This is a genomic window from Candidatus Nanopelagicales bacterium, assembly GCA_041393815.1.
Taxonomy (GTDB): Bacteria; Actinomycetota; Actinomycetes; order S36-B12; family JAWKJK01; genus JAWKJK01.
The window spans coordinates 220,107-243,429 of the sequence record JAWKJK010000003.1 but is presented as its reverse complement, the minus strand read 5'-3'; the positions used below and the strand labels follow the sequence as shown (position 1 = coordinate 243,429).

Sequence of the window (23,323 nt, the reverse complement as noted above, 5' to 3'; positions counted from 1 at the left end):
TCGGGGCCCTGCTGCGGCGCTTCCCGAAGTGGCTGGTGCATCGGCTGCCGTCCACGATCGCCGCCGCCATCGGCGCGGGGGTGGTCGGGTACGTCGTCAACGTGTGGCTGATGGCCGCCCGCTACGACGGATTCAACGTCCCGCCCGGGTCTGCGGCCACCGGCCAGGGCAACTTCCTGCAGGGTGGTCTCTTCTGGGCGTTGTTGCCCGCCCTGATCTTCTCGCTGGTGGGATACCGCAAGGCGGTCGGCGGCAAGCGCTTCTGGCGCGACATGCGGGGCCTCCCGCGGGGTCTGCTGTCCCTGGTGCGCGCGGACGGCGCTGCGGCGCGGGTTCACCTCTTCTGGGGTGCCGCAGCAGGAATGGGCGCGGCGCTGCTGATCGGGCCGTCGCTGGGCATCGTCCTGTCCGCCGGCATTCTCGTCGCGATGCCGACGGTGGTGGGCAACCTGCTGTCGAGCAGCGCGTACCGGGCGGTCAACGCCGTCATCGGCAAGGTCTCCCCCACCACGTCGCTCTCCCCCGACACGGGGATGCTGTCGACCGCGGTGAGCTTCCTGGGGACGGCCGCCTCCCTCGCCGCGGCCTTCGTGATCACCGACACCACCCTGAAGATCGCCTTGGCGCTCGCTCTCGCGGCGATCGCGTTCGCCTTGAGCATCCGTTCGCGTACGGCACCCCCGCCGGCAGCGACACTGCTGATCGGCCTGGTCGCGGCGGCGGGGATGCTCGACTCGCTGCTGCGCGAGTCCGCGGCCTGGGCCGACGACGGCGGCTACTGGGAGTGTGGCGAGTCCTGGTCGCAGTGGCTGCAGCAGTGCGCGGGCTCGGAGACGGTCCGCCAAGCCGCGGTGGTCGGCGGTGTGACCTCCGCAGCCGGAGCTGTCGTCGGGTCCTTCGCCGGCGAGATGGCGGGCGAGGCGGCGAACAGCGGCGCCCCCGGCGGCGGCGACCCGGCGATGGGCGCCTGGGTCGACGACCTGCTCAGCGACCCGGCGTACGAGGACTTCCGGTCGCAGTACCCCGACGTCCCCGACGACGGATCCGGGTTCGAGCAGTACATCGGCTGGCGGCAGCAGCAGGGTCTCGACATCCCGCCGCTTCCCCCGGGCTGGGAGTGGGGCACGTCGGAGACCCCGCCGGGACCGGAGGCCGGCGGCGTCACCACGGCCGAGGGCGTCGAGGGCCCCCGTGACCTGTTCGAAGGTGCCGACGGGTGGTCCGGCGGGGGCACGACCCCCGAAGGTGAGACGCCGGAAGGTGAGACGCCCGAGGGCGAGACCCCCGGCGAGGGTGAGACGCCCGAGGGTGAGACGCCCGAGGGTGAGACGCCCGAGGGTGAGACGCCCGAGGGTGAGACGCCCGAGGGTGAGACGCCCGAGGGTGAGACGCCCGAGGGCGAGACCCCCGGCGAGGGTGAGACGCCCGAGGGTGAGACGCCCGAGGGCGAGACCCCCGGCGAGGGTGAGACGCCCGAGGGTGAGACGCCCGAGGGCGAGACCCCGGCGAGGGTGAGACGCCCGAAGGCGAGGAGCCCGGCGAGGGCGAGACGCCCGAGGGTGAGACCCCCGAGGGTGAGACCCCCGAGGGTGAGACCCCCGAGGGTGAGACCCCCGAGGGTGAGACCCCCGAGGGCGAGACCCCCGGCGAAGGTGAGACGCCCGAAGGCGAGACGCCCGAAGGCGAGGAGCCCGGCGAAGGTGAGACGCCCGAAGGCGAGACGCCCGAAGGCGAGACGCCCGAAGGCGAGACGCCCGAAGGCGAGACGCCCGAAGGCGAAGAGCCCGGCGCGGACGAGACGCCCGAAGGCGAGACGCCCGAAGGCGAGACGCCCGAAGGCGAAGAGCCCGGCGCGGACGAGACGCCCGAAGGCGAAGAGCCCGGCGCGGACGAGACGCCCGAAGGCGAAGAGCCCGGCGCGGACGAGACGCCCGAAGGCGAAGAGCCCGGCGAAGGCGAGACCACCGAAGGCGAAGAGCCCGGCGAAGGCGAGACCACCGAAGGCGAAGAGCCCGGCGAAGGCGAGACCACCGAAGGCGAAGAGCCCGGCGAGGGCGAGACCCCCGAGGGCGAGGAGCCCACGGCGGAGGAGGGTGAGATCCCGCCGCCCGACCACGAGAAGTGGCGGCAGCGGCCCGGCGACGTGCCGGCGGTCGACGGCGACGGCAAGCCGCTGGTGGATCCGACCACCGGCGAGCGGCTGTGGGCCGACCCGGACGGCAACGTCCGGTACGGCGACGAGTGGCTGTCCCCCGAGGATGCGGCGAGCCGGATCGCCAAGGACCAGCAGTGGGTCGCGGAGCGCGCGCAGGGACACGAGTTGGTCGAGCAGTTCCGCGACCTGCAGGACCGGTTGAGCACCGAGACCGACCCTGCCGTACGCGCGGAGCTCGAGGCGCAGATGCGCCAGACGGTCCTGGACATCAACGAGAACTTCCAGGCGAAAGCCGAGCTCAAGGCCGAGGGCCGGGGTCCGACGGCCGCCGCCTACGACGCCGCGCTGCGCGGCGAGTACGACAAGGTCGACGCCGACTTCGTCGACAAGATGAACGAGATGGGCATCCGCCGGGGCGGCAACGAACTCACGGTCGACCAGACCCGCACGGGCGGACCTGCAGGCGACATCACCGACTTCCGCAACGTCACCAGCGAAGGCACCGCCGGCATGGACAGGGACGTCGGCCTGAACGAGGCGCGCGTCCGCGAGCTGTCCGATCGGCTCGCGCAGCTGGAACCGGGGTCGCCCGAGGCCCGCGCCGTGGCCGCCGAGCTTCGCCAGGCCCAGGCCGAATCCCGGATGACGATCGACCTGAACCAGGCCAAGAACGTGCTGGAGACCCAACTCCGCAACGCACCGGCCGGCTCGGCCGAGGCGCAGCGCATCTCCGATCAGCTCCAGCGGATCCAGACCGACCTCGACGCCGGCAAGACCGTCGTGGACCTGTCGCCGAGCCGGTGGAACGAGATCGCGTCGGTCGCGTACGAGGGCTCCTACCGCGACGTCACCGGAGGCAACGCGGAGCGCGCGTTCCAGGGCGTGACCCAGGCCGCCAACCCCGAGGCCTACCGCGACCTAGCAGTGCTCGGCAACGACCCGGCCAACCGCCCGTTCAACCCGGACTGGGGCGGCCAGACCGGCGACGTCACCCGGTTCAAGGCCGAGCACCTGCAGCACCTGGTGCACGAGGGCGTCATCTCCCAGGCGACGGCGGACCAGGAGATCGCCCGCGGCACGGCGAAGGACATGAACTCCAAGCTGCTGCCGGAGCTGCGTACCGACCCTGGCGTCGACCCGGCGAAGCTCGAGCGGCTCGAGCGGATCGCCGACGTCTTGGACCGGGCGGGACGGGGCGAGATCCCACCGGGGCAGATCGACCAGCAGCTGCGGGCCGCGGCACCCGACATCGAAGGCCTCAACCTGGACAAGGCGAACCGGATCGTCGCCAGCAACATCGAGGCGGCGACCAAGTGGCGCGGCGACATGCCGGCCGCCGGCACAGAGCGGGTACCCGGTGCTCCCGAGGGAGCCCGGACCCCGGGCGTCGACGACGCGCGTACCCGCGCGCCGGAGGCCGGCCCGCGCGGCATGGACACCATGGGCCGCATCTCCGACGCCGGCACCGTCATCCAGTACACCCAGCAGAACATCGCCCGAGGGATGGACCCAACCGAGGCGGCCGCCGTCGCGACCGCGCAGACCGCGGCCGGCAACGCCGCCATGGCGTCCGGGGTGTGCGACCCACGGTCGTCGATGGTGGGACAGGCGCTGCTGCCCAACGAGTTGCGCGGCGCGCTCCCCGACCAGGTGGTGGAGAACTTCGTCGGCACCGGCTACGAGGCCGGCCGAGCCGGCGTCCAGGCCATCAGCGACAGCATCTCCCAGGGCCGCATCGACACCACGGCCATCGACAACTTCGCCGAGTCGGTCGCGAACCGCCAGGGCACCGACCCGATGAAGGGCTACGCGGTCGCGTCGCAGTTCCTCGGCGAGGAGATGGCCCGCACCGACGGGGGCAACCTCGCGTCCGACCTCCAGCAGATCTACCAGACCGGCGCGGGTTCCGAGGTCCTCAACGAGAGCATGGCCAACTTCGCGGACTCGGTCGAACGCGGTGAGCACGGGGCTCCGCTCCAAGGTCTCGCGCACATCACGAAGATCGCGGTGGAGCTCGGCGTGGACCCCAGCACCACCATGGGCGACTTCATCGAGGACTGCCGCACCATCTGGAACAACGGAGTCGGCGACGACTACTGGTCGGAGGCGGTGGACACGACCACCGACGTCATCAAGCGCACGCCGCTGCTGGGCACGGTCGCCCAGGGCTACGAGGAGATCGCCCGCGGCATCGGCGAACGCGGGGTCACCGGCTTCGCGTCCGACTTCGTCGAGGGCGGGGCGGCGTTCGCGTCGCAGTCGGCCGAGGCGTTGGCAGACTCCGCCAGCCGTTTCGGCGGCTGGGTCAAGAGCTGGTTCTAGGGGGTCCGGTGCCGACGTTCATCCTCACCGACTGGCAGGTCGCGACCCTGCTGGCGATCGGTGGCGTCCCGGAGCCGCGCACCGGGTCGCCGCTGCGAGTCGTCCGTGCGTTCCCACGGCCGATCGCCCCCGGCGAGCCCGGTTGGGACCTGCTCGAACGGTCCGGACTGGTGCGCCCCGCGGGCACGGGCTGGAGGGTGAGCCTGCCGGTCCGGTCGGTGCTGTTCGCCTGCGCGCAGCCCGACGAGGTCATCGACCTCGGTGTGAACGACCCGACCATCCCCGGGTTCACGATCTGCCGACGAGACAACGTCGTCGCCGAGTGCACGGTGATCGCCGACGGGACCACCCGGCTGTCCTTCCCGCTCACCCGCACGGCCGCGATCCTCACCCTGGTGTCGGGCCTGTCCGGCGACCGCTCGGAGCCGGAACCCTCCGGCTTCCGCTTCCGCGGCACTGCGGCCGAGGCGTTCGTGCTGGCGTCCGCACTGCGTCGGCTGCGGGAGGACCCCACGCCGATGACGCTGGCGGACCTGCGTTCCGCCGTGGCCCGTGACTCGCACATCGCCGGGTACGCGATGCCGTTCGCCATCGCGGCGGGGCCGGACGCGGTGCTGGCGCTGGTGCAGGACCGGCATACCGTCGATGCGGCGATCAGCTCCCTGGTGCAGGGCGGCTACCTCGACCTCGATCTGGACACCGTGCGCCCGTCGGCGATCGTCGAAGCTGCGCTCACCGGGGACGCCACCGCAGTGCTCGGTGTCGGCCGCACCGAGTACGCCGACGGCCGCGCCGCGCACGCCTCGATGACCGCGACCCGGGTCGGTGACCGGACCCTGGCGTTCCGCGTCATCACCCCCACCGGGCAGGAGCCGCTGTTCGAGTGGTCGGAGGTCGACCGGGCGACCCTGCGCTGGCTGGTCCTCGGCATGCTGCTCACCCGGGAGGAGCTGGAGCTGCTGGAGTCGTCGGGCGAGGGACCGGCTCCCGCTGCTGCTGCCGCTGCACCCGAACGAGTCACGCCCCCCGAGCCAGAGCCAGCGCAGCCCGTCGCCCCGGCCCCGCCGGCCCCAGTAGAACCTGTAGCACAGACCCCGCCGGAGCCCGTCTCGGACGCTCCCCCCGTCTGGACCCCGACCCATGCGGCGCCCGCGGCCGGCCTGTGGGCCTTCGCCGAGCCGGACCCCCAGGGCCAGCCGGTCGCCACGCTCGACCCCGGCCTGCCCGTGGCCGTCGACCGCGAGTGGGGTCCGTGGTCGCACATCGTGTGCGAGAACGGCTGGCAGGCCTGGGTCGACGGCTCCGCCCTGGTGCCGCTGCCCTGAGTCGAGCCACCCGCTGCCCGCACCGTCACGGTCCGGTCACGGTCGGATGACGACGGCGTGCCGTTCGTCACGCCCCGGCACGGCGGCGCTGCCTCACCCTGCGGAGCGACGTACCGTCGAAGGACGGCAGCACACGCGACGCCGGGGGTGGTCATGTCCGTGCGGGTACCGCGGATCCTGCCGCCCCGGCGCGGTCCCGAGCCGGAGCCGTACCTCGCCCCCGAGATCGCCCGGCTGGTCCGCACATTGGGACGGGCCGTGCACGCGCTCACCGTCGAATACGGGCCCCTGTACACCTGGGCGGACCGGCGGCTGATCCGGTCGCTGCAGACCCAGGCGACGGGTCTGGACGATCTGCCGCCGCCGATGTTGCGGCAGGCCGAGCGGCTGTTGCTCGACGCGGAGAGCGTCAGCCCGGACGACGACCGGGCCCGGTTCCATCGCGAGGCGGAGCTGGTCCATCGCATCACCGACACACTCGCCCCGGAACGTCCCGCACCGACCCGGCGCCGAGGTGGCCGCCACTAGGGTGACCGGGTGCCGACACCCGAGGTCTACGTCTCCATCGATGTCGAGACGACCGGACCGACCCCGCACCGGCACGCGATGATCGCGCTGGGCGCGTGCCTCGTGACGCGTCCGGACGACGGCTTCTACGTCGAGCTGCGCCCTGACCGCGACGACGTGGACCCGGACGCGCTCGCGGTCAGTGGCCTGTCGCTGGAACGGCTCCGGGACGAGGGGGCGGACCCGGCAGCAGCGATGCGCGCCTTCGTCGACTGGGTCGGACAGGTCACGCCGGAGGGGTGCCGCCCGGTGTTCACCGCGTTCAACGCGCCCTTCGACTGGATGTTCGTCCACGACTACCTGCTGCGCTACGTCGGCGAGAACCCGTTCGGTCACTCCGCGCTGGATGTGAAGTCGTACTACATGGGCCTGGCCCGGGTCCCCTTCGGAGCCACCGGATTCCGGCACGCCGCCCATGCGTACGGCCTGCCGGCCGGACTGAGCCACAACGCGCTGCAGGACGCCCGCGACCAGGCCCGGCTCTTCCGCCGGATGACGGGGGTCCCGGACGAGCCGTCAGCACGGCTGGCCCCCCGGTCGTGACCACGGCCCTGCACTCGGACCGCGCACCGAACCCTGACCTCGCGAGGAGGACCCCATGGCGGACCTGACACCCGACGACGCCCTGCGCCGGGTGATCGAGGCGGCCCAGCGGCTCGGTGTGGAGCTCGACGAGGCGGACGCGCTGGCGTGGATGAGCGCCCTGGCGGCGGAGCAGCCCGGCGGCGACGTCGTGCACGACGAGCGGACCGGCGTCTTCGGGCACCGGGTGTCGATGCTCGACTTCAGCGATGCCGACCTGCAGCACTTCCGCAGCATCGGCCGCCTGGTCGAGTTCGCGGACATCCCCGGCGTGGTGGAGACCGCGTTGGCCCTGTCCGGTTCCGCCGCGCAGTCGAAGATCCAGGCCTACCCGGGGGATGCGGACTACTTCGAGCGGGTCAACATCCACGCCACGACGCGGGAGGTGGCCTGCGACCTGCTCGCCGACCTGATCCGGCAGAAGGCGCTGGCCACCATGGGTGGCGACGACCACATGCTGCGCGAGGTGAAGTTCGGCAACTACCCGGCGGACGTGGTGCGGGGCGGCGAGGTCCGCCGGCACGGCACGCCGATCGCGTGGCAGCCGAACGAGATGCGCGACGGGGAGATCCACACCACGCTGCCGGACGGGCAGCCGTTGACCATCCGCTGGGCCGACGTCGCGCACGACCCCGGCTGGTGCAAGCTGGACTGGGTCGTCGCCGACCGGGTCCGCGGCACGCTGGTCAACGCCAGCAACATGCTCGACGTCACGTGGGAGGCCCCGGACGGGACCATCACCCCGCTGGACGGGTTCCTCGACCCGTACTTCCAGGAGATCTACCTCGACGCGACGTCCGTACCGATCTTCGCCAAGCTCGCCCAGCACGTGTCCGGCGACGCCCTCGACGACTACGTCGACGGGCTCGAGCACGAGATCGCCAAGTACCTGGGCAAGGACGTCAACTACGGCAAGGCCGCGAAGCGGATGTACAACGTGTTCCGGCTCACCGGTCGCTACCCCGAGGCCGCCTTCATCCGGGAGCTGTTCGACGAGCCGGCCTCACTGCTGTACCAGGTGTGGGCGCTGCTGCGCACCATGGAGGAGTGCTGCCTGCCGGGGTCGCAGATCCCGATCCGGGCGGTGCTGGACCAGGCGGACGCGCTGACCATGTCGGTCGTCGAGCAGCTCGACGGCGACCAGGAGGTCACCGCGGTGCGGCACCTGATGCGGCTGCGCCGCGCCCTGGAGGACCAGGTCCCCGGGCAACCGCTCACCACCGACGTCGAGGTCGCCCGGGCCGAGATGATGAACCTGGTGAACAACTACTTCCACGACAAGCTGGTCGCGATGCCCGAGATCCGCGGCTACATGGTGGAGCACGGCTACCGCGGCTGAGCCGCTCGACCGCACCCGGAATCCCGCCGGGCGCCTCAGCCGGCGTGGACCGCGTGCCCCGCCGCGCGTAGCGCCTCCACCGCGCGCTCGAGCGCGGCCGCGTGCACCAGCACGTAGTCGGTGTCGTACGTCGACACCACGAACACGCTCACGTCGACATCGGCCAGCGGGGCCGTCAGCGACGCCATCACGCCCACCATGGAGAAGTCGAGCGGGCCGGCGACCTCCAGCGCCCGCCAGTCGGTCTCGACCCGCGCGTCCGAGGGGACGGCATCCTCCAGGCAGACCACGGAGATCTCCGCTTCCGTACGCGTGACGCTGAAGAACGATGTTCCGGTCGGCGGGGACGGCCAGGGCGAGTCCGACGCCAGCCGGCACACCGCGAGCCGCTCGGGCAGTACGCGAAGGTCCACGCGGTCACTGTGCCAGACGTCGGTTCGCCGGATCGGCAGGACGGCGACGGGCGGCAGGGTCCAGGCTGGCCCCATGAACAGCGCCACCCCCCAGCCGTCCGACCTCGAGATCGCCCAGTCCGCGACCCTGCGCCCGATCGCGGACGTCGCCGCCGACCTGCAGCTTGGCCCGGACGACTGGGAGCCGTACGGCCGGGACGTAGCGAAGCTGGAGCTGTCGGTCCTGGACCGGGAGCCGGACGGTCCGCCGGCCCGCTACGTGCTGGTCACGGCGGTCACCCCGACCCCCCTGGGCGAGGGCAAGACCACGACCGCCGTCGGACTCGTGCAGGCCCTGGGCCTGCGCGGGCGCCGGCCCGTCCTGACGCTGCGCCAGCCCTCCCAGGGACCGACTTTCGGGATCAAGGGCGGCGCGGCCGGCGGCGGCTGGTCGCAGGTGGTGCCTATGGAGCGGATGAACCTGCACCTCACCGGCGACATGCACGCGGTGACAGCCGCCCACAACCTGCTCGCCGCTGTGGTCGACAACCACCTGCACCAGGGCAACCGGCTCGGGCTGGACCTGCGCGAGATCACCTGGCGACGGGTGCTCGACATCAACGACCGCGCACTGCGCAACATCGTCATCGGCCTCGGCGAGCGAGTCGACGGCGTACCTCGGCAAACCGGCTTCGACATCACCGCCGCCAGCGAGGTCATGACGGTCCTCGCCCTGGCCCGGTCGCTGCAGGACCTGCGGGTGCGGCTAGGGCGGATCGTGGTCGGCTTCACCGCGGGCGGAGAACCGATCTCCGCTGACGACCTCGGCGTCGCCGGTGCCATGGCGGTGCTGCTCAAGGATGCGCTGCGCCCCAACCTGATGCAGACCCTCGAGGGGCAGCCCGTGCTGGTGCACGCCGGCCCGTTCGGCAACATCGCCACCGGCAACTCGTCCGTGATCGCCGACCTGATCGCCTCGACCCGGGCCGACTACGTGGTCACGGAGGCCGGGTTCGGCTCCGACATGGGCGCCGAGCGCTTCTTCGACGTCAAGTGCCGCGCCTCCGGACTTGCCCCGGACGCTGCCGTTGTCGTGACCACGATCCGATCGATGAAGTCCCAGTCGGGCCGGCACCGGATCGTGCCGGGCAAGCCGCTGCCGGCGGAGATGCTCGACGACCGGCCCGACGAGGTCCGCGCAGGTGCCGCGAACCTGGCCGCGCACATCGACATCCTGCGGCGGTTCGGCGTCCAGCCGGTGGTCGCCATCAACGTGTTCCCCACCGACCACCCCGGCGAGGTCGCCGAGGTCGTGCGGCTGTGCGCCGAGATGGACGTGGTCGCCGCACCGAGCACCCACGTACGCGACGGCGGCAAGGGCGCGCTCGCCCTCGCCGACGCCGTGGAGCAGGCCTGCGAGCAGCCGTCGACGTTCGTCCCGCTGTACGGCGTGGGCACTCCATCGCGCGACGCCCTGTCGCGGATCGCGACCGAGGTGTACGGCGCCGACGGCATCGACCTGGCCCCGGCGGCCGAGCGGCAGATGGACCGCTACCAGCGGCTGGGCTGGGGCGACCTGCCCGTGTGCGTGGCCAAGACGCACCTGTCGCTGTCGCACGACCCGGCGCTCAAGGGGGCGCCGCGCGGCTGGCGGCTGCCGGTCCGCGAGGTGAAGGCGTGCACCGGTGCGGGCTACCTGTACGCGGTCTGCGGCGAGATGAGGCTGATGCCGGGTCTCCCGTCGCACCCCGCGGCGGAGCGGATCGACCTCGCCGACGACGGCTCGGTCGTGGGCCTGTTCTGATCCGTCGACTCCCCCGCCCCGCTCAGCCCCGGTGTCTCGGTCCCGCGCCGCACACCCCGTGAACCCTGCGTTGTGGTGCCGGTTGCGCGAGCTGTAGCTCGCGCAACCGGCACCACAACAATCGGGGGCGTGTTGCGGCTTTGGCGCGCTCAGCGCTGGAAGGTCACGTCGAAGTCCCCGGCGAACGTCACCGTGATCAGGCCGAGGTCGACGTCGACGTACCCGGTCGCCGGCTGCTCGACCCGCCGCACACCCCCGCCGGGCGCGGGCTCGTCGACCTGCGCCACCACCGAGAACGTGAGCCCGTCGTCGAGGGGCTCGAGCGCGCTGGTCGGCAGCAGGACGGCGATCGACCACGAGGACGCACCGAACTGGGAGGTCCCCGTCAGCGTGTACGAGAACCCCCCGCTCACCTGCGCCTCCGGTGTGACGGTGAGGCTGCCCTCGGTGGACTCCACTCCTTGGACACCGGGCAGGTTCAGCAACGTGGCGGCCAGGTCCTCGGTGAGCAGGTACTCGCCCGCCGCTCGGCGGACCAGGTCGGCGAACTGCGCCTCGGGCGGCGTGGTGGCCGTCCCACCCGAACCGGTCGCGGATCCCGGGGGCTCCGGCGTGATGCCGAGGACGTCGGCCAGCGCCTCGCGCATGATTCCCAGCGATGGGCCCGCGGGGACGACGACGCCGCCCTCGGCATCGAGCAACTGGTATCCGAAGCTCCGTTCGTCGAACCGGGTCGCGCCGTCCGCCATCAGCGCGAGGGTGATCTGCTCGGCGTCGTACCCGGAGTCGAGCAGACCGAGCACCAGGATGAGCGGGCCGTGATCGCGGCCGGACTCCTCGAGTCGTCGGACCACCTCGCTGACGGGCCAGGTGGACCGGTCGGTGCGCAATGACGCCGGGTCGACCCGCACCGCAGCGAGGTCGTCGACCAGCAGGTCGCTCGCCGCACCGTCCGGCGGCACCGTCACCCCGTCGGCCCCCTGGACCTGTCCGTCAGCGGTGAGCCGCCCGGCGACGGCGGCCTCGACGATCTGGGGCAGGACGTACCCCCGGTCGGCGGCGAGGAGCACGACCCCCGTGGCGGTGCTCTCGTCCCCGAACCCGGCGACCAACGAGTCCAGGGCCTGCTGACCGGAACTGGCACCCGGGAGGCTCGCACCGCCGCTCGGGACCGGCACCACGGTCGACGTCCCCGATCCGCCCGGGTCCGCGGACGGTTCCGAGACCGCCGACCCGCAGGCCGCGGTGAGCAGCAGCAGCACAACGCTCAGCGATGCCACGGCCACCCGTCTCACCAGCCCAGCGTGCGCCCGCCGCGCCCGCGACGCCCAGGGGCCCAGGTCCCATCCCGCTCCCCCGCACACCCGCGTTGTGGTGCCGGTTTCGCGAGCTGTAGCTCGCGAAACCGGCACCACAACGCGGGTGTGCGGGGCCACGGGCGGAGCAGCACCTGCCCGGCTACGCGTCGGAGGGCGGCGGGGTCCAGCCGATACCCGCGGCCCACCGGTCCGCCTCCCGCAGCAGCGCCCACACCACGTCCCCCTTGGCGTCGGCGTACGCGTCCACCGAGACCCAGGCCCGCCCCGCCAGCCGCTGCTTGACGCCCGCATACCGGTCACGGGCCGCGTCGTCGGCGCGCAGGTAGTCCCGCAGCAGCAGCGCCGCCTGCTGGCTGAACTCCCCACGCACCCGGACGTGCACGTTCACCGGCACCGGGTCCGACGACGACAGGAACCGCTTGCGCCGGTCGGTGTTCCCCGGGCTCCGCGCCAGCCCCAGCGGGCCGCCCGCGAGCAGCACCAGGCACTGGTCCGCCGCCGCGAGGTCCGGCACCGAGACCTGGACGTCCAGCCGTGGCTTGGCCGCCAGGCCCGGGACGGCGGTGGAGCCGATGTGGTGGAGGTCCGCGGGCCGACCGACGAGCGCCGTGCGCAGGACCGTCGCCAGCGCCGCGAAGGCGTCCGGCCAGGAGGGGTCGTACGGCCGGACCACGACGGCCAGGGTCCCGTCGGCGAGCGTCAGCACGTCCGGTCGGTCCACCATCCGAGGATGGTGGCACGCCACGCCTAGGCTGCCCTCCGTGCCCGACCGCTACCCGGTGCTGGACCACCCCGGTCCGATCGCCTTCGCCCACCGCGGCGGCGCGGCGGAGGCGCCGGAGAACTCGCCCCGCGCGTTCCGGCACGCCGTCGACCTCGGCTACCGGTACCTCGAGACCGATCTGCGGGCCACCCGCGACGGCGTGTGCATCGCCTTCCACGACGCGACCCTGTCCCGCACCACCGACCGGGAGGGCACCGTCCGCGACCTGCCGTGGGCGGACGTACGGCAGGCCCGCATCCACGGCACCGAGCCCATCCCGCTGTTCGAGGAGCTGCTCGAGGAGTACCCGGACGTGCGGTTCAACATCGACGTGAAGGAGGCGCACAGCGTCGGCCCGTTCCTGCAGGTGCTGCGGCGAACCGGCACCGTCGACCGCGTCCTCACCACCAGCTTCGGCGGGATCCGGCTCGATGCGGTGCGACGCGAGGTGGGCCCGCGGCTGGCCACGGCGCTGACCCCGGCCGAGGTGGCCCGGCTGTTCACCGCGTCGCGGCGGCGGGACCGCACCCGGACCCGGACCAGCACCCGGGAGGCCGGGCTGCGCTTCCGCCGCCCGCCCGGGGCGGCCGCCGCTCAGGTGCCCGAGCGGGTGGGCCCGCGTCGCCTGGTGGACCGCCGCTTCGTGCACGCCGCGCACCGGGCCGGGCTGCAGGTGCACGTGTGGACGGTCAACGACCCGGCCGCGATGACCCGTCTGCTCGACCTCGGCGTCGACGGGCTCATGACCGACCGGCCGACGCAGTTGCGCGAGGTGCTGCGGGAGCGCGGCCAGTGGGTGCCATGATCGGCGCGTGACCGGTCAGGGACCGTCGGTAGCCCCTCCGCCGGGCGCGGACACCGGCGCGGAGAGGCGGCGCGAGCAGCGCGGCTGGTACTTCTACGACTGGGCCAACTCGGCGTTCTCCACCACGGTCGTCACGGTCTTCCTGGGCCCCTACCTCACCTCCGTGGCCGAGGCGGGCGCGGTCGACGGGGACGTGACACTGCTGGGCCTCTCGGTGAGCGCGGAGTCCTACTTCCCGTACGTCGTGAGCATCAGCGTCGTGCTGCAGGTGCTGCTGCTGCCGCTGGTCGGCGCGATCGCCGACCGGGTGCCGCGCAAGCGGCTCGTCATGGGCGTCCTCGCCTACGTCGGCGCGCTGGCCACGATGTCGATGTTCTTCCTCGCCGGTGACAACTACCACCTCGGCGGCGCGCTGCTCGTCGTCGCCAACCTGGCCTTCGGCGCCAGCGTGGTCGTCTACAACTCCTTCCTGCCCGACATCGCCGACCCGGACGAGCGCGATGCCGTGTCGTCCCGCGGTTGGGCGCTGGGCTACCTCGGCGGCGGCCTGCTGCTCGTCGCCAACCTGGTGCTCTACACCATGCGCGACTCCCTCGGGGTGAGCGAGGGCGACGCCGTACGCATCTCCCTGCTGTCCGCGGGCGCCTGGTGGGCCCTGTTCACGATCATCCCGCTGCGCCGGCTGCGCGACCGGCCGCCCCGCAACGCGGCCACGGGAGCCTCCGCGGTCACCGCCGGGTTCCGCCAGCTGGCCACCACCTTCCGCGAGGCCCGCGGCTACCCGATGACCCTGCTCTTTCTGCTCGCCTACCTGCTCTACAACGACGGCATCCAGACCGTCATCGCGCTGGCGGCCACCTACGGCGCGGAGGAGCTGGACCTGTCCAACACCACGCTCATCACCGCGGTCCTGGTGGTGCAGCTGGTCGCCTTCATCGGCGCCCTCGCGCTGGGGCGGCTGGCGTACCGGTTCGGGACCAAGCGCACCATCCTGGGCAGCCTGGTCGTGTGGGCGATCGTGGTGGGCATCGCGTACTTCCTGCCCGCCGGGTCGGCGGTGCCGTTCTACCTGCTCGCCGTCCTGATCGGCTTCGTGCTCGGCGGCAGCCAGGCGCTGTCCCGCTCGCTGTTCAGCCAGCTGATCCCGCGCTCACAGGAGGCGGAGTACTTCTCGCTGTACGAGATCAGCGAGCGCGGCACGTCCTGGATCGGCACCTTCCTGTTCGCCGTCACCCTGGACGTCACCGGGTCGTACCGCACCGCGATCATCGCCCTCGTGGTGTTCTTCGTGGCCGGCGGACTGGTGCTCACCCGGGTGGACATCCGGCGCGCGATCCGCGAGGCCGGCAACCCCGAGCCCGCGGTGGTGTGACGGTGGTGGCAGCGCCCTTCACCGCGGCCGACCTCGAGGCGGCCGCCGCCGTGGTCTACGACAGCTTCGGCCCCACGCCTCAGTACGCCTGGCCGCTGCTGGCCGACCGCGTCGGCGCCCGCGTCGTGGTCAAGCACGAGAACCACACGCCGACGGGGGCGTTCAAGGTGCGCGGCGGGCTGGTCTTCCTGGAGCGGCTGCGCCGCGAGCGGCCGGACGTCCCGGGGGTCGTGTCCGCGACCCGCGGCAACCACGGCCAGTCCCTGGCGTACGCCGGCCGCCGGTACGGCATCCCCGTCACGATCGTGGTCCCGTACGGCAACAGCTCCGAGAAGAACGCGGCCATGCGGGCCCTCGGCGCCACCCTGGTCGAGCACGGCGACGACTTCGACGAGGCCCGCGCGCACGCGGCCGAGCTGGCCGACAGCCGCGAGCTGGAATTCGCCCCGTCGTTCGCCCCCGACCTGGTCCTGGGCGTCGCCACGTACGCCTGGGAGCTGTTCCGCGCGGAGCCCGGCCTGGAGGTGGTGTACGTCCCCATCGGCCTCGGCTCCGGGATCTGCGGGGTCCTCGGGGTGCGCGACGTGCTGGGGCTGCCGTGCGAGGTCGTCGGCGTGCAGTCGACGGGCGCACCGGCCTACGCCCTGTCCTTCGAGGCCGGCCGGGTCGTCACCACCGACCACGCCACCACGCACGCGGACGGGATGGCCACCCGGGTGCCCGACCCGGTGGCCTTCGAGACCATCCGGGCCGGGGTGGCACGGATCGTGACGGTCGACGACGACCAGGTGGCCACCGCGGTGCGAGCGCTGTGGACCGACACCCACAACCTGGCGGAGGGCGCCGGCGCCGCCGGGCTGGCCGCCATCGTGGCTGAGCGCGACGCCCTCGCCGGCCGGACCGTGGCCACCGTCCTGACCGGGGGCAACATCGACCTCGCCCTGTTCCGTTCCTGGGTGCTCGACGGCAGCTGACACTGGGGCGCGCCCGCATCGCAGAGCACGCCGCGTCAGGGCGTCGCACGCAGCCGGGCCGCGGTGACGGCCTCGGCGACCGCTCCGGAGGCGGCGAACAGCGACAGGGCCCAGCCGCGCACCGGACCCACATCGCCACGGGCGGCGGTGACCGCGAAGGCGACCGCGTCGACCCCGTCGGAGAGCGCCTGGCCGGCGACCCATCCGTCCAGGGCGTCGCCGCGGCGCCAGGCCTGCAGGCAGCCCAGGCCGAGAGCGACCTCCCGGGCCCCGGCCATCCGGGCCATCCAGCCCACCCGCCGGGCCGTCTCCGCGTCGATGCCGAGGCCGCGGGCCAGGCCGACCGGGCTCACCAGCAGCCCGATCCCGATCCCGACCCGGGTGAGCGCCAGCGCGGGCACCACGACGTCCGGTGGGCCGGTCCGGGGCTGGCCGGCCGGGTCGGTCGTGGGGTCCGCTGGGTGCGACATGGCCGCTATCCTGCCCGCGCCCCGCGCCCGCCCGGGCTGTGATCCGGGTCACAGTCGGCCTCCGAATGCATCCGTTCGGGGTTGGCCGGCGGGAACCCGGGGAACACCGCATGCGTCAGCGGCGTTATAGGGACATTCCCGAGGAACGGCGCCTGCCCGGCTGGGCGGGTGCGAGGAGGGCTCGACATGGGTGACGGTGCACTGCGCGGGACGCGCCTGGGCGCGACCAGCTACGAGAACGACGAGCACGTGGAGCTGGCCGAGCGGCAGCTCGTCACCTACGACTGCCCCAAGGGCCACGTGGTGACGGTTCCCTTCTCGGTCGAGGCCGAGGACATCCCCGCCTCGTGGGAGTGCCGCTGCGGCTCCCTGGCGCTGCGGCGCGACGGGGTGCAGCCCGAGGCCAAGCCGGGCAAGCCGGCCCGCACGCACTGGGACATGCTGCTCGAGCGGCGGTCCCTCGACGACCTGGAGGAGCTCCTCACCGAGCGACTCGACCTGCTGCGCGCCAAGCGCGGGGAGAAGCCCCGTCGCAAGAGCGCGTAGCCCCCGGCGTCCGGGACCCCGCCCGGACGCCGCGCACCGCACCCCCGCCGACCCCGTCCCCGCTCCCCCTGGGACGGGGTCGCGTGCGTCCCGGGATGGTCTCGACGGCCCCCGGGCGACGCAGGCTCGGGCGACACGCAGCCTGGGGGCTCAGGCCGGTGGCAGCGGCCTCGGGCCGGGCGGGTCGTCCGGCGGGGACGCCCCGTCGCCGCCGGATCCCGGCTCGTCGTCGTGGACCTCGACGACCTCGCCCTCGATCACGTCCCCCGGCACCACCCGCGTGACGCGGGTGCCGTCAGGCGCCGTCCCGGACACCACGGAGTAGCCGCGGGCTCGTAGCCGCCGGCCGATCGTGCGCCCGCCCAGCCAGGCGACCGCCCAGCGGGTGGGCGGGATGACCAGCAGCAGGCCGAGCACGTCAGTGACGAAGCCGGGCACCGCGATCAGGAGGCCGCCCAGGAACAGCAGCGCGTGGTCGCCCACCGCGCCCGCGGGCAGCTCTCCCGTACGGCTGGCGGAGCGCAGGCTCTGGGCTGCGGCCGCACCGGCCCACCGCATGACCAGGCCGCCGAGGAAGAAGCCGACGGTGAACATGCCCAGGACCGCCAGCCAGCCCACCATGCCGGCGACCCAGACCGTCACGGCGATCTCGGTGACCGGGTAGACCACCAGCACGATCAGCGCGAGCAGGCCTCCCACGACGTCACCCCGCTCCTGCTCGGGCGGCCCGCCGCCGCGCCCGCCAGGCCCGGACGCGCCGCCGCCGGTCGGCCGCTCCCCACACGGTGACCCGCCACAGCGCCTCGGCCACGATCTTCTGGCTCATCTTGCTGGTGCCGACCTGGCGCTCGACGAACGTGATGGGCACCTCCACCACGGTCAGGCCGCGCTGGTGCGCGCGGTAGGCCAGGTCCACCTGGAAGCAGTAGCCCTGCGACGCCACGCCGTGCAGGTCCAGCGCCCGCAGCGTGGAGGCGCGGAACGCCCGGAACCCTCCGGTCGCGTCGCGCATCGGCACGTCGAGCACCAGGCGGGTGTAGAGGTTGCCGCCGCGGGACAGGATCTCCCGGGTCCGGGGCCAGTTCTCCACCCGCCCGCCGGGGACCCAGCGGGACCCGAGGACGAGGTCCGCGTCGGCGAGCGCGGCCAGGAGCAGGGGCAGTTGCTCGGGTTGGTGGGACCCGTCGGCGTCCATCTCCACGACGGCGTCGTAGCCGTGCTCCAGCGCCCAGGCGAAGCCGGCCAGGTATGCCGCCCCCAGGCCCTCCTTGCCGAGCCGGTGCATCACGTGCACCCGCGGCTCCTCGGCGGCGATCGCGTCGGCCAGGTCGCCGGTGCCGTCCGGGGAGTTGTCGTCGGCGACGAGAACGTCGACCCGCGGCTCCGCCTCGAGCGTGCGGCGCACGATCGTCGCCAGGTTGTCCCGCTCGTTGTAGGTGGGAATCACGACCAGCGGTCGCCGTACCGGCGGACGCACGGGCACGGCGGGCAGCGGCTCGGAAGGCGCGTCGCTCACCGGGTACGGGCCTCCGGGTCCTCGGTCACGGGCGCGTCCCGGCCCGGCGGGGCTTCGGCGACGGCCACGGCGACGGCGTCGCCGTCACCCCCCGAGCCTACGTCCCGACGCCGCCAGGCCAGCACCAGCGCCACGACGGCGACCAGCGACGCGACCCCCTCCGGCACCGCCCCGACCCGGTCGGCCAGAGTGAGCGTGTCCCGCAGCGGCACCTCGCGGACGATGCTGCCGCCCACGAACTCGGGCAGCGACGCGACCACGGTCCCGTCCGGGGCGATGACCGCGCTGATGCCGGAGGTGGCGGCCACCAGGACGGCCCGGCCGTGCTCGACCGCGCGCAGCCGGGACATCGCCAGCTGCTGCTCCGGCTGTCCGGTTCGGCCGTACGTCGCGTTGTTGGTCTGCACCACCAGGACCCGGCCGCCTGCGGTCACCGCGTCGCGCACCTCGGTGTCGTAGGCGACCTCGAAGCAGATGACGTCGCCGACCCGCACCGGACCGACGTCCAGCACCCCGGGTCCGTTGCCCGGCGCGAAGTCCCGCGGCACCCGGTCGAACCGGTCGATGAACCGGGAGAGCACGGACCGGAACGGGACGAACTCACCGAAGGGCACCGGGTGCCGCTTGGCGTAGCGCTCCCCCGGACCGGTCACCGGGTCCCACACGATGCCCACGTTCAGCACGGTCGCGGGGTCGTCGGGGTTGGTCACGACGGCACCGACCAGGACCGGGACGCCGATCGCGCGGACCGCGGCGTCGATGGCGGCGCGCGCCTCCGGCACCGCGTACGGGTCGAGGTCGCTGGCGTTCTCCGGCCAGATGACCGCCTCCGGCTGCGGGACCTCGCCCGCGGCAACCCGCTCGGCCAGCAGCAGGGTCTCGCGGACGTGGTTGTCCAGGACGGCACGTCGCTGGCCGAAGGCGTCCAGGCCGGTCTGCGGCACGTCCCCCTGGACGACGGCCACCACCGCCGACGACGGCCCGTCTGCGGTCTCCCCGCTGGTCGGCAGCGGCACGAGCCGCGACGCGACCAGTAGCAGCAGGATGCCGGCGAGGGCGGCCGAAGGACGCAGCCAGCGCGACGGCCCGGCACCGTCGGGGACCGTCAGCCGCAGCAGCGCGTACGCCAGCAGCGCCCCCGCCAGCGCGGTGGCGAAGGTCACCAGCGGCGCACCGGCGAGGGCCGCGTACGGCGTGAGCGCCGTCTCCGTCTGGGCGTACGCCAGCCGGCCCCAGGGGAAACCCCCCATCGGCACCCGGTCGCGCAGCGCCTCCTGCAGCACCCACAGGGTGGCGACCCACAGCGGCCACCCGCGCAGCCGCTGCAGCAGCGCCGTGCCGGCACCCACCAGGGCGATCCACAGGGAGCAGTAGGCCGTCAGGAGCAGCCAGGCGTCGGTTCCCACCACCGACAGCCACTGGACCAGGCTGCCGAAGAAGAGGACACCGGTGACCAGGCCGAGGACGGCGGCGAACCACGGCCGGGTGCCGCGCACGGCCAAGGTGAGCCCGGCGACCGCGGGCACCGCCAGCCAGGTGAGGTCGTACGGGGGGAACGCGAGCGCGAGCGCCACGCCGCTGACCGCGCTCACGGCCAGCCGGACGACGACGAGGACCGCCCCCGTCGGTCGCCGTCGCTCCATGCAGCGGACCCTAACCCGCGACCCGCCCGCGGCCCCCGCTCAGGACGGCCCGAGGGTCCAGCGACGCGACCGGGGCTCGGTGGCGGACTCGCGCAGGATCGGGGCCTCCGTCCGCGCGGCCCACGCCCCGTAGCGGGTCGCCAGCGGGGACGCGGTGACCCCGTGCAGCACCACGCTGAGCAGGACGGTCACGGTGATCACGCCGGCGGCGTCGGCCAGCGGGGGCTCGGGCTGCAGCTCCTCCGCGGCGAGCAGCAGGAAGACCAGGGACGCCAGCCCGCGCGGGCCGAACCACCCGAGGAACGCGATCGTGGGCCACCGCAGGCCGCTCCCCAGGAGCGAGAGGGCGACCGGCACGGCGCGGGCCACCGTGAGCAGCAGCACCGCCAGCACGACGTACTGCCACTGGAACAGCTCGATGGCCAGCGGCACCCCGACCGCGCCGAACAGCAGCCACACGCCGATGCCGGTGAGCAGGGACACCCGCTCGACGAACACCTCGGGGTCCTGCTCGCCGTCCGGGTGCGGGACCAGGCTGCCGAAGACCAGGCCGCCGACGAAGGCTGCGATGAAGCCGTTCCCCTCGATCAGCAGCGCCGCGCCCCAGCACAGGATCGCGAGGGCGAGCACGGCGAACGAGCGCGACTCCGCGGTGCTCCACCGGTGCGACCTGCTGGCGCGGAACAGCCGGGCGCCCAGCCAGGCGAGCACGATGCCGACGACCAGGCCGAGGGAGAGCTCCCGCGCCGCGGACAGGACGCTCACCCCCGGCCCGAGCCCCTCCTCCCCCGCGAGCGCCACGATCGCGAAGATCACCACCGGGGTCGCCAGGCCGTCGTTGAGCCCGCTCTCCACGTTCAGCGTGCGCCGGACGCGCACCGGCACCGCGGGGTTCAGGACGGTCGCGGCGCCCAGCCCGGCGTCGGTCGGAGCCAGCGCGGCCCCGATGAGCAGGGCCGCCCACACCCCGCCCGCGGGGAGCAGCCACGCGGTCAGGCCGGTGCCGACCAGCACGGTGAGCGGGAAGCCCACGAGCAGCAGTCGCGCGGGCAGCGCGGCGTCGTGGCGCAGCTGGGACACCCGCACCTGCGAGGCGTCGTGGAACAGGATCAGCACGAGGGTGACCTCGGCCAGCAGCTTGATGCCCTCGTGGTCGAAGGCGACACCGGCGTCGGTGCGCCACCCGACCAGGAACCCGGCCGCGGTGAACGCCAGGGGCGCCGTGACCTGCCAGTGCTGGAGTCGCTCCGCCGCCAGCCCGAAGCCGACGATCAGCAGCGCGACCAGGACGATCAGCGGCAGCTCCACGGCTCAGGCCCGACCCACGAGGCTGCCGTCGTCGTACGCCTGTCGACCGCGGACGACGGTGCGCGCGCATGCCGGCGCCGGGACGCCGGGCGTGAGGTCCGGCAGCCCGGGCGTGCCGGAGCGGGGGTCGGTCGACCAGGCCGCGACCCGCGCATCGGGTGCCTGCACGACCAGGTCGCCGGCCCGCCAGACGGCGTACGTGGCGGCCGCCCCGGGCACGAGGACTCCCCCGTCGGGGACGCCCGCCGCCCGCCAGCCGCCGCGGGTGTGGGCGGCGAAGGCCGCGCGGACGCTGAGCCGCTGCGTCGGAGTGTGGTGGAACGCGGCTGCCCGGACCGCCTCCCAGGGGCCGAGCGGGGTGACCGGGGCGTCGGAGCCGAGGACGAGCGCCACCCCGGCGGCGGCCATGTCGGCGAACCGGTTCATGGTCGCGGCGCGGTCGGCGCCGAGCCGCTGGACGTACATGCCGTCGGGACCGCCCCACAGTGCGTCGAAGACCGGCTGCACGCTGGCGTAGACCCCGAGGTCGGCCAGGACCCGCAGGTGGTCGTCCGCGAGCAGCTCGACGTGCTCCAGCCGGTGGCCGCGGGCGCGGACCGCGTCGGCGCCGACCTCCTCCGCGGCGGCGCTCAGCCCGGCGACCACGGTGTCCGCGGCGGCGTCCCCGATGACGTGGAACCCGGCCTGCAGCCCGGCGCGGGTGCAGGCGGCGACGTGCTCGCGTACGTCGGCGACGTCGAGGTACGCCGCCCCCCAGGTGTCGTCGTCGGCGTACGGCGACCGCAGGCAGGCCGTGTGCGAGCCCAGCGCGCCGTCGGCGAACAGGTCCCCCGCCGCACCGCGGGCCCCCAGCGCCAGCGCCCGCTCGACACCGTGCAGCTCGCCCCAGTAGCCGACGACGTCCGGGCCGCCGCCCTCGGCCGCGAGCGCCAGCAGGGCGCGCAGGTCGTCCTCCCCGCTGATGTCGGGCCCGGCCATCTCGTGGACGCTGCCGATCCCCAACGCCACGGCCCGGTCCAGCGCAGCCCGCTGGGCGGCCTCCCGCTGCGCGGGCGACACGGTCGCGAGGGCCTCGGCCCGCGCGGCGTGATGCGCGGCGCGGGTGAGCAGGCCGGAGTCGTCGTACCCGTCCAGCCCGCGGATCTCCGGCAGCGCCGCCAGCAGCGCCGAGGAGGCGACCGCCGAGTGCACGTCGATGCGCGTGAGGTAGACGACGCTCCCGTACGAGGCGCGGTCCAGCTCCTGGCGGGTCGGCGGGCGTCCCTCGGGCCAGCGGGTCTCGTCCCAGCCGTGGCCGAGCACGTGGTGCCCTCGGGCCGCCCGGGCGTGCCGCTCCAGCAGGTCCAGCGCCTGCGCGAGGGAGGACGCGCCCGTCAGGTCCAGGCCGGTGAGCGCGAGCCCGGTGGACGTGGCGTGGACGTGCGCGTCGACGAAGGCCGGGGTGACCAGTGCGCCGTCGAGGTCGACGACCACGTCCACCGCGTCCCGGTGCGCGTCGACCGCACCGTCCTCGCCGATCCACGCGACCCGGTCGCCGTCGACGAGCATCGCGGTCGCGAACGGGTCGGCCGGGGAGTACACGTGTCCCCCGCGGAACAGGGTGCGCCGCGTCGGCGGCCCGGGTTCGCTCACCGACGGCTCAGGCGTGCGGGGGGCGGTTCTCGTACGGCGTGGACAGGACGACCGTGGTCCGGGTGGACACGTTCGCGGTGGCGCGGATCTCGGCGAGCAGCGCCTCCAGGTCCGCCGGCGACGCGACCCGCACCTTGAGGATGTAGCTCTCGTCACCCGCGACCGAGTGGCAGGCCTCGATGTGCCGCACCTCGCGCAGCCGCTCGGGGGCGTCGTCGGGCTCCGACGGGTCGATCGGCTTGATCGAGACGAAGGCCGTCAGCGGCAGGCCCAGCGCATCGGGGTCGACGACGGCCGTGTAGCCCTGGATGACACCACGCTGCTCCAGCCGACGTACCCGCTGGTGCACCGCAGACGTCGACAGGCCGGTGGCCCGGCCCAGGTCGGTGTACGACATCCGACCGTCCGAGGTCAGCAGGCGGACGATCTCGCGGTCCAGCTCTTCCACGCCACGAACCCTAGGGTTCCCGGCGCCCCGGGACGGGGGGT

Annotated in this window: 20 protein-coding genes; 10 read left to right on the top strand and 10 right to left on the bottom strand. The window is 73.7% G+C overall.

All coding sequences use genetic code 11. From position 1 onward, the window contains the following. The first annotated feature begins 35 nt into the window (after positions 1-35). The 5 genes from R2737_10765 to R2737_10745 all read left to right on the top strand — a co-directional run bounded on the left by R2737_10765 (position 36) and on the right by R2737_10745 (position 8,290). Entirely contained in the window at positions 36-2,357 is a 2,322-nt protein-coding gene (locus R2737_10765) for a hypothetical protein (GenBank protein MEZ5116739.1), read from the top strand. A 2,128-nt stretch (positions 2,358-4,485) separates the two neighbouring features. Then, positions 4,486-5,802, top strand: a complete 1,317-nt coding sequence (locus R2737_10760; GenBank protein MEZ5116738.1) for a hypothetical protein — start codon at positions 4,486-4,488, stop codon at positions 5,800-5,802. A 153-nt stretch (positions 5,803-5,955) separates the two neighbouring features. After that, positions 5,956-6,330, top strand: coding sequence for a hypothetical protein (locus R2737_10755; protein ID MEZ5116737.1), 375 nt, complete (start codon positions 5,956-5,958; stop codon positions 6,328-6,330). A gap of 9 nt (positions 6,331-6,339) precedes the next feature. Beyond that, the gene (locus tag R2737_10750; GenBank protein ID MEZ5116736.1) at positions 6,340-6,912 is read left to right on the top strand and encodes a 3'-5' exonuclease; all 573 of its coding nucleotides are present in this window, start codon (positions 6,340-6,342) and stop codon (positions 6,910-6,912) included. 55 nt (positions 6,913-6,967) lie between these two features. Beyond that, positions 6,968-8,290, top strand: a complete 1,323-nt coding sequence (locus tag R2737_10745) for a hypothetical protein (GenBank protein MEZ5116735.1) — start codon at positions 6,968-6,970, stop codon at positions 8,288-8,290. 35 nt (positions 8,291-8,325) lie between these two features. On the opposite strand, the gene R2737_10740 is transcribed toward R2737_10745, so the two are convergent. Further along, a complete protein-coding gene (locus R2737_10740) occupies positions 8,326-8,703 on the bottom strand; it encodes an ACT domain-containing protein (protein ID MEZ5116734.1) in 378 nt (125 codons plus the stop codon). 73 nt (positions 8,704-8,776) lie between these two features. Here R2737_10740 and R2737_10735 point away from each other — a divergent pair, with 73 nt between their 5' ends. Beyond that, positions 8,777-10,486 carry a formate--tetrahydrofolate ligase gene (locus R2737_10735; protein MEZ5116733.1) on the top strand — a complete coding sequence of 570 codons (1,710 nt, stop codon included), beginning with the start codon at positions 8,777-8,779 and terminating at the stop codon, positions 10,484-10,486. A 149-nt stretch (positions 10,487-10,635) separates the two neighbouring features. Here R2737_10735 and R2737_10730 read toward each other — a convergent pair whose 3' ends face one another. Next, a complete protein-coding gene (locus R2737_10730; GenBank protein MEZ5116732.1) occupies positions 10,636-11,781 on the bottom strand; it encodes a hypothetical protein in 1,146 nt (381 codons plus the stop codon). A 163-nt stretch (positions 11,782-11,944) separates the two neighbouring features. Further along, positions 11,945-12,529 (bottom strand): GrpB family protein, encoded by a 585-nt coding sequence (locus tag R2737_10725; GenBank protein ID MEZ5116731.1) that lies wholly within the window; start codon positions 12,527-12,529, stop codon positions 11,945-11,947. Between the two features lie 37 nt (positions 12,530-12,566). Between R2737_10725 and R2737_10720 the strand changes: the two genes are divergently transcribed. The 3 genes from R2737_10720 to R2737_10710 are packed head-to-tail and all read left to right on the top strand — an operon-like array spanning position 12,567 to position 15,719. Next, entirely contained in the window at positions 12,567-13,373 is an 807-nt protein-coding gene (locus tag R2737_10720; GenBank protein ID MEZ5116730.1) for a glycerophosphodiester phosphodiesterase, read from the top strand. 7 nt (positions 13,374-13,380) lie between these two features. After that, positions 13,381-14,745 (top strand): MFS transporter, encoded by a 1,365-nt coding sequence (locus tag R2737_10715; GenBank protein MEZ5116729.1) that lies wholly within the window; start codon positions 13,381-13,383, stop codon positions 14,743-14,745. Further along, positions 14,742-15,719 (top strand): threonine dehydratase, encoded by a 978-nt coding sequence (locus R2737_10710; protein ID MEZ5116728.1) that lies wholly within the window; start codon positions 14,742-14,744, stop codon positions 15,717-15,719. The genes R2737_10715 and R2737_10710 overlap by 4 nt, the downstream gene beginning before the upstream one ends. Positions 15,720-15,754: 35 nt before the next feature. Here the strand turns inward: R2737_10710 and R2737_10705 are convergent, their stop codons facing one another. After that, positions 15,755-16,189 carry a hypothetical protein gene (locus R2737_10705; protein MEZ5116727.1) on the bottom strand — a complete coding sequence of 145 codons (435 nt, stop codon included), beginning with the start codon at positions 16,187-16,189 and terminating at the stop codon, positions 15,755-15,757. Positions 16,190-16,375: 186 nt separating this feature from the next. On the opposite strand from R2737_10705, the gene R2737_10700 reads away from it, so the two are divergent. Continuing rightward, positions 16,376-16,735, top strand: coding sequence for an RNA polymerase-binding protein RbpA (locus R2737_10700; GenBank protein MEZ5116726.1), 360 nt, complete (start codon positions 16,376-16,378; stop codon positions 16,733-16,735). Positions 16,736-16,885: 150 nt separating this feature from the next. On the opposite strand, the gene R2737_10695 is transcribed toward R2737_10700, so the two are convergent. From R2737_10695 to R2737_10670, 6 genes are read right to left on the bottom strand one after another with little or no spacing between them, the layout of a single operon-like run. After that, positions 16,886-17,434, bottom strand: coding sequence for an FxsA family protein (locus tag R2737_10695; GenBank protein MEZ5116725.1), 549 nt, complete (start codon positions 17,432-17,434; stop codon positions 16,886-16,888). Between the two features lie 4 nt (positions 17,435-17,438). Beyond that, on the bottom strand, positions 17,439-18,251 hold the full coding sequence (locus R2737_10690; protein MEZ5116724.1) for a polyprenol monophosphomannose synthase: 813 nt from the start codon (positions 18,249-18,251) through the stop codon (positions 17,439-17,441). After that, the gene (gene lnt / locus R2737_10685; protein ID MEZ5116723.1) at positions 18,248-19,894 is read right to left on the bottom strand and encodes an apolipoprotein N-acyltransferase; all 1,647 of its coding nucleotides are present in this window, start codon (positions 19,892-19,894) and stop codon (positions 18,248-18,250) included. Before lnt ends, R2737_10690 begins: the two co-directional genes overlap by 4 nt. A 39-nt stretch (positions 19,895-19,933) precedes the next feature. Then, complete coding sequence (locus tag R2737_10680; GenBank protein MEZ5116722.1) at positions 19,934-21,202, bottom strand: cation:proton antiporter; 1,269 nt, start codon at positions 21,200-21,202, stop codon at positions 19,934-19,936. A gap of 3 nt (positions 21,203-21,205) precedes the next feature. Continuing rightward, positions 21,206-22,834, bottom strand: a complete 1,629-nt coding sequence (locus R2737_10675) for an amidohydrolase family protein (GenBank protein ID MEZ5116721.1) — start codon at positions 22,832-22,834, stop codon at positions 21,206-21,208. A 7-nt stretch (positions 22,835-22,841) separates the two neighbouring features. Beyond that, complete coding sequence (locus R2737_10670) at positions 22,842-23,282, bottom strand: Lrp/AsnC family transcriptional regulator (protein MEZ5116720.1); 441 nt, start codon at positions 23,280-23,282, stop codon at positions 22,842-22,844. Positions 23,283-23,323: the final 41 nt, after the last annotated feature.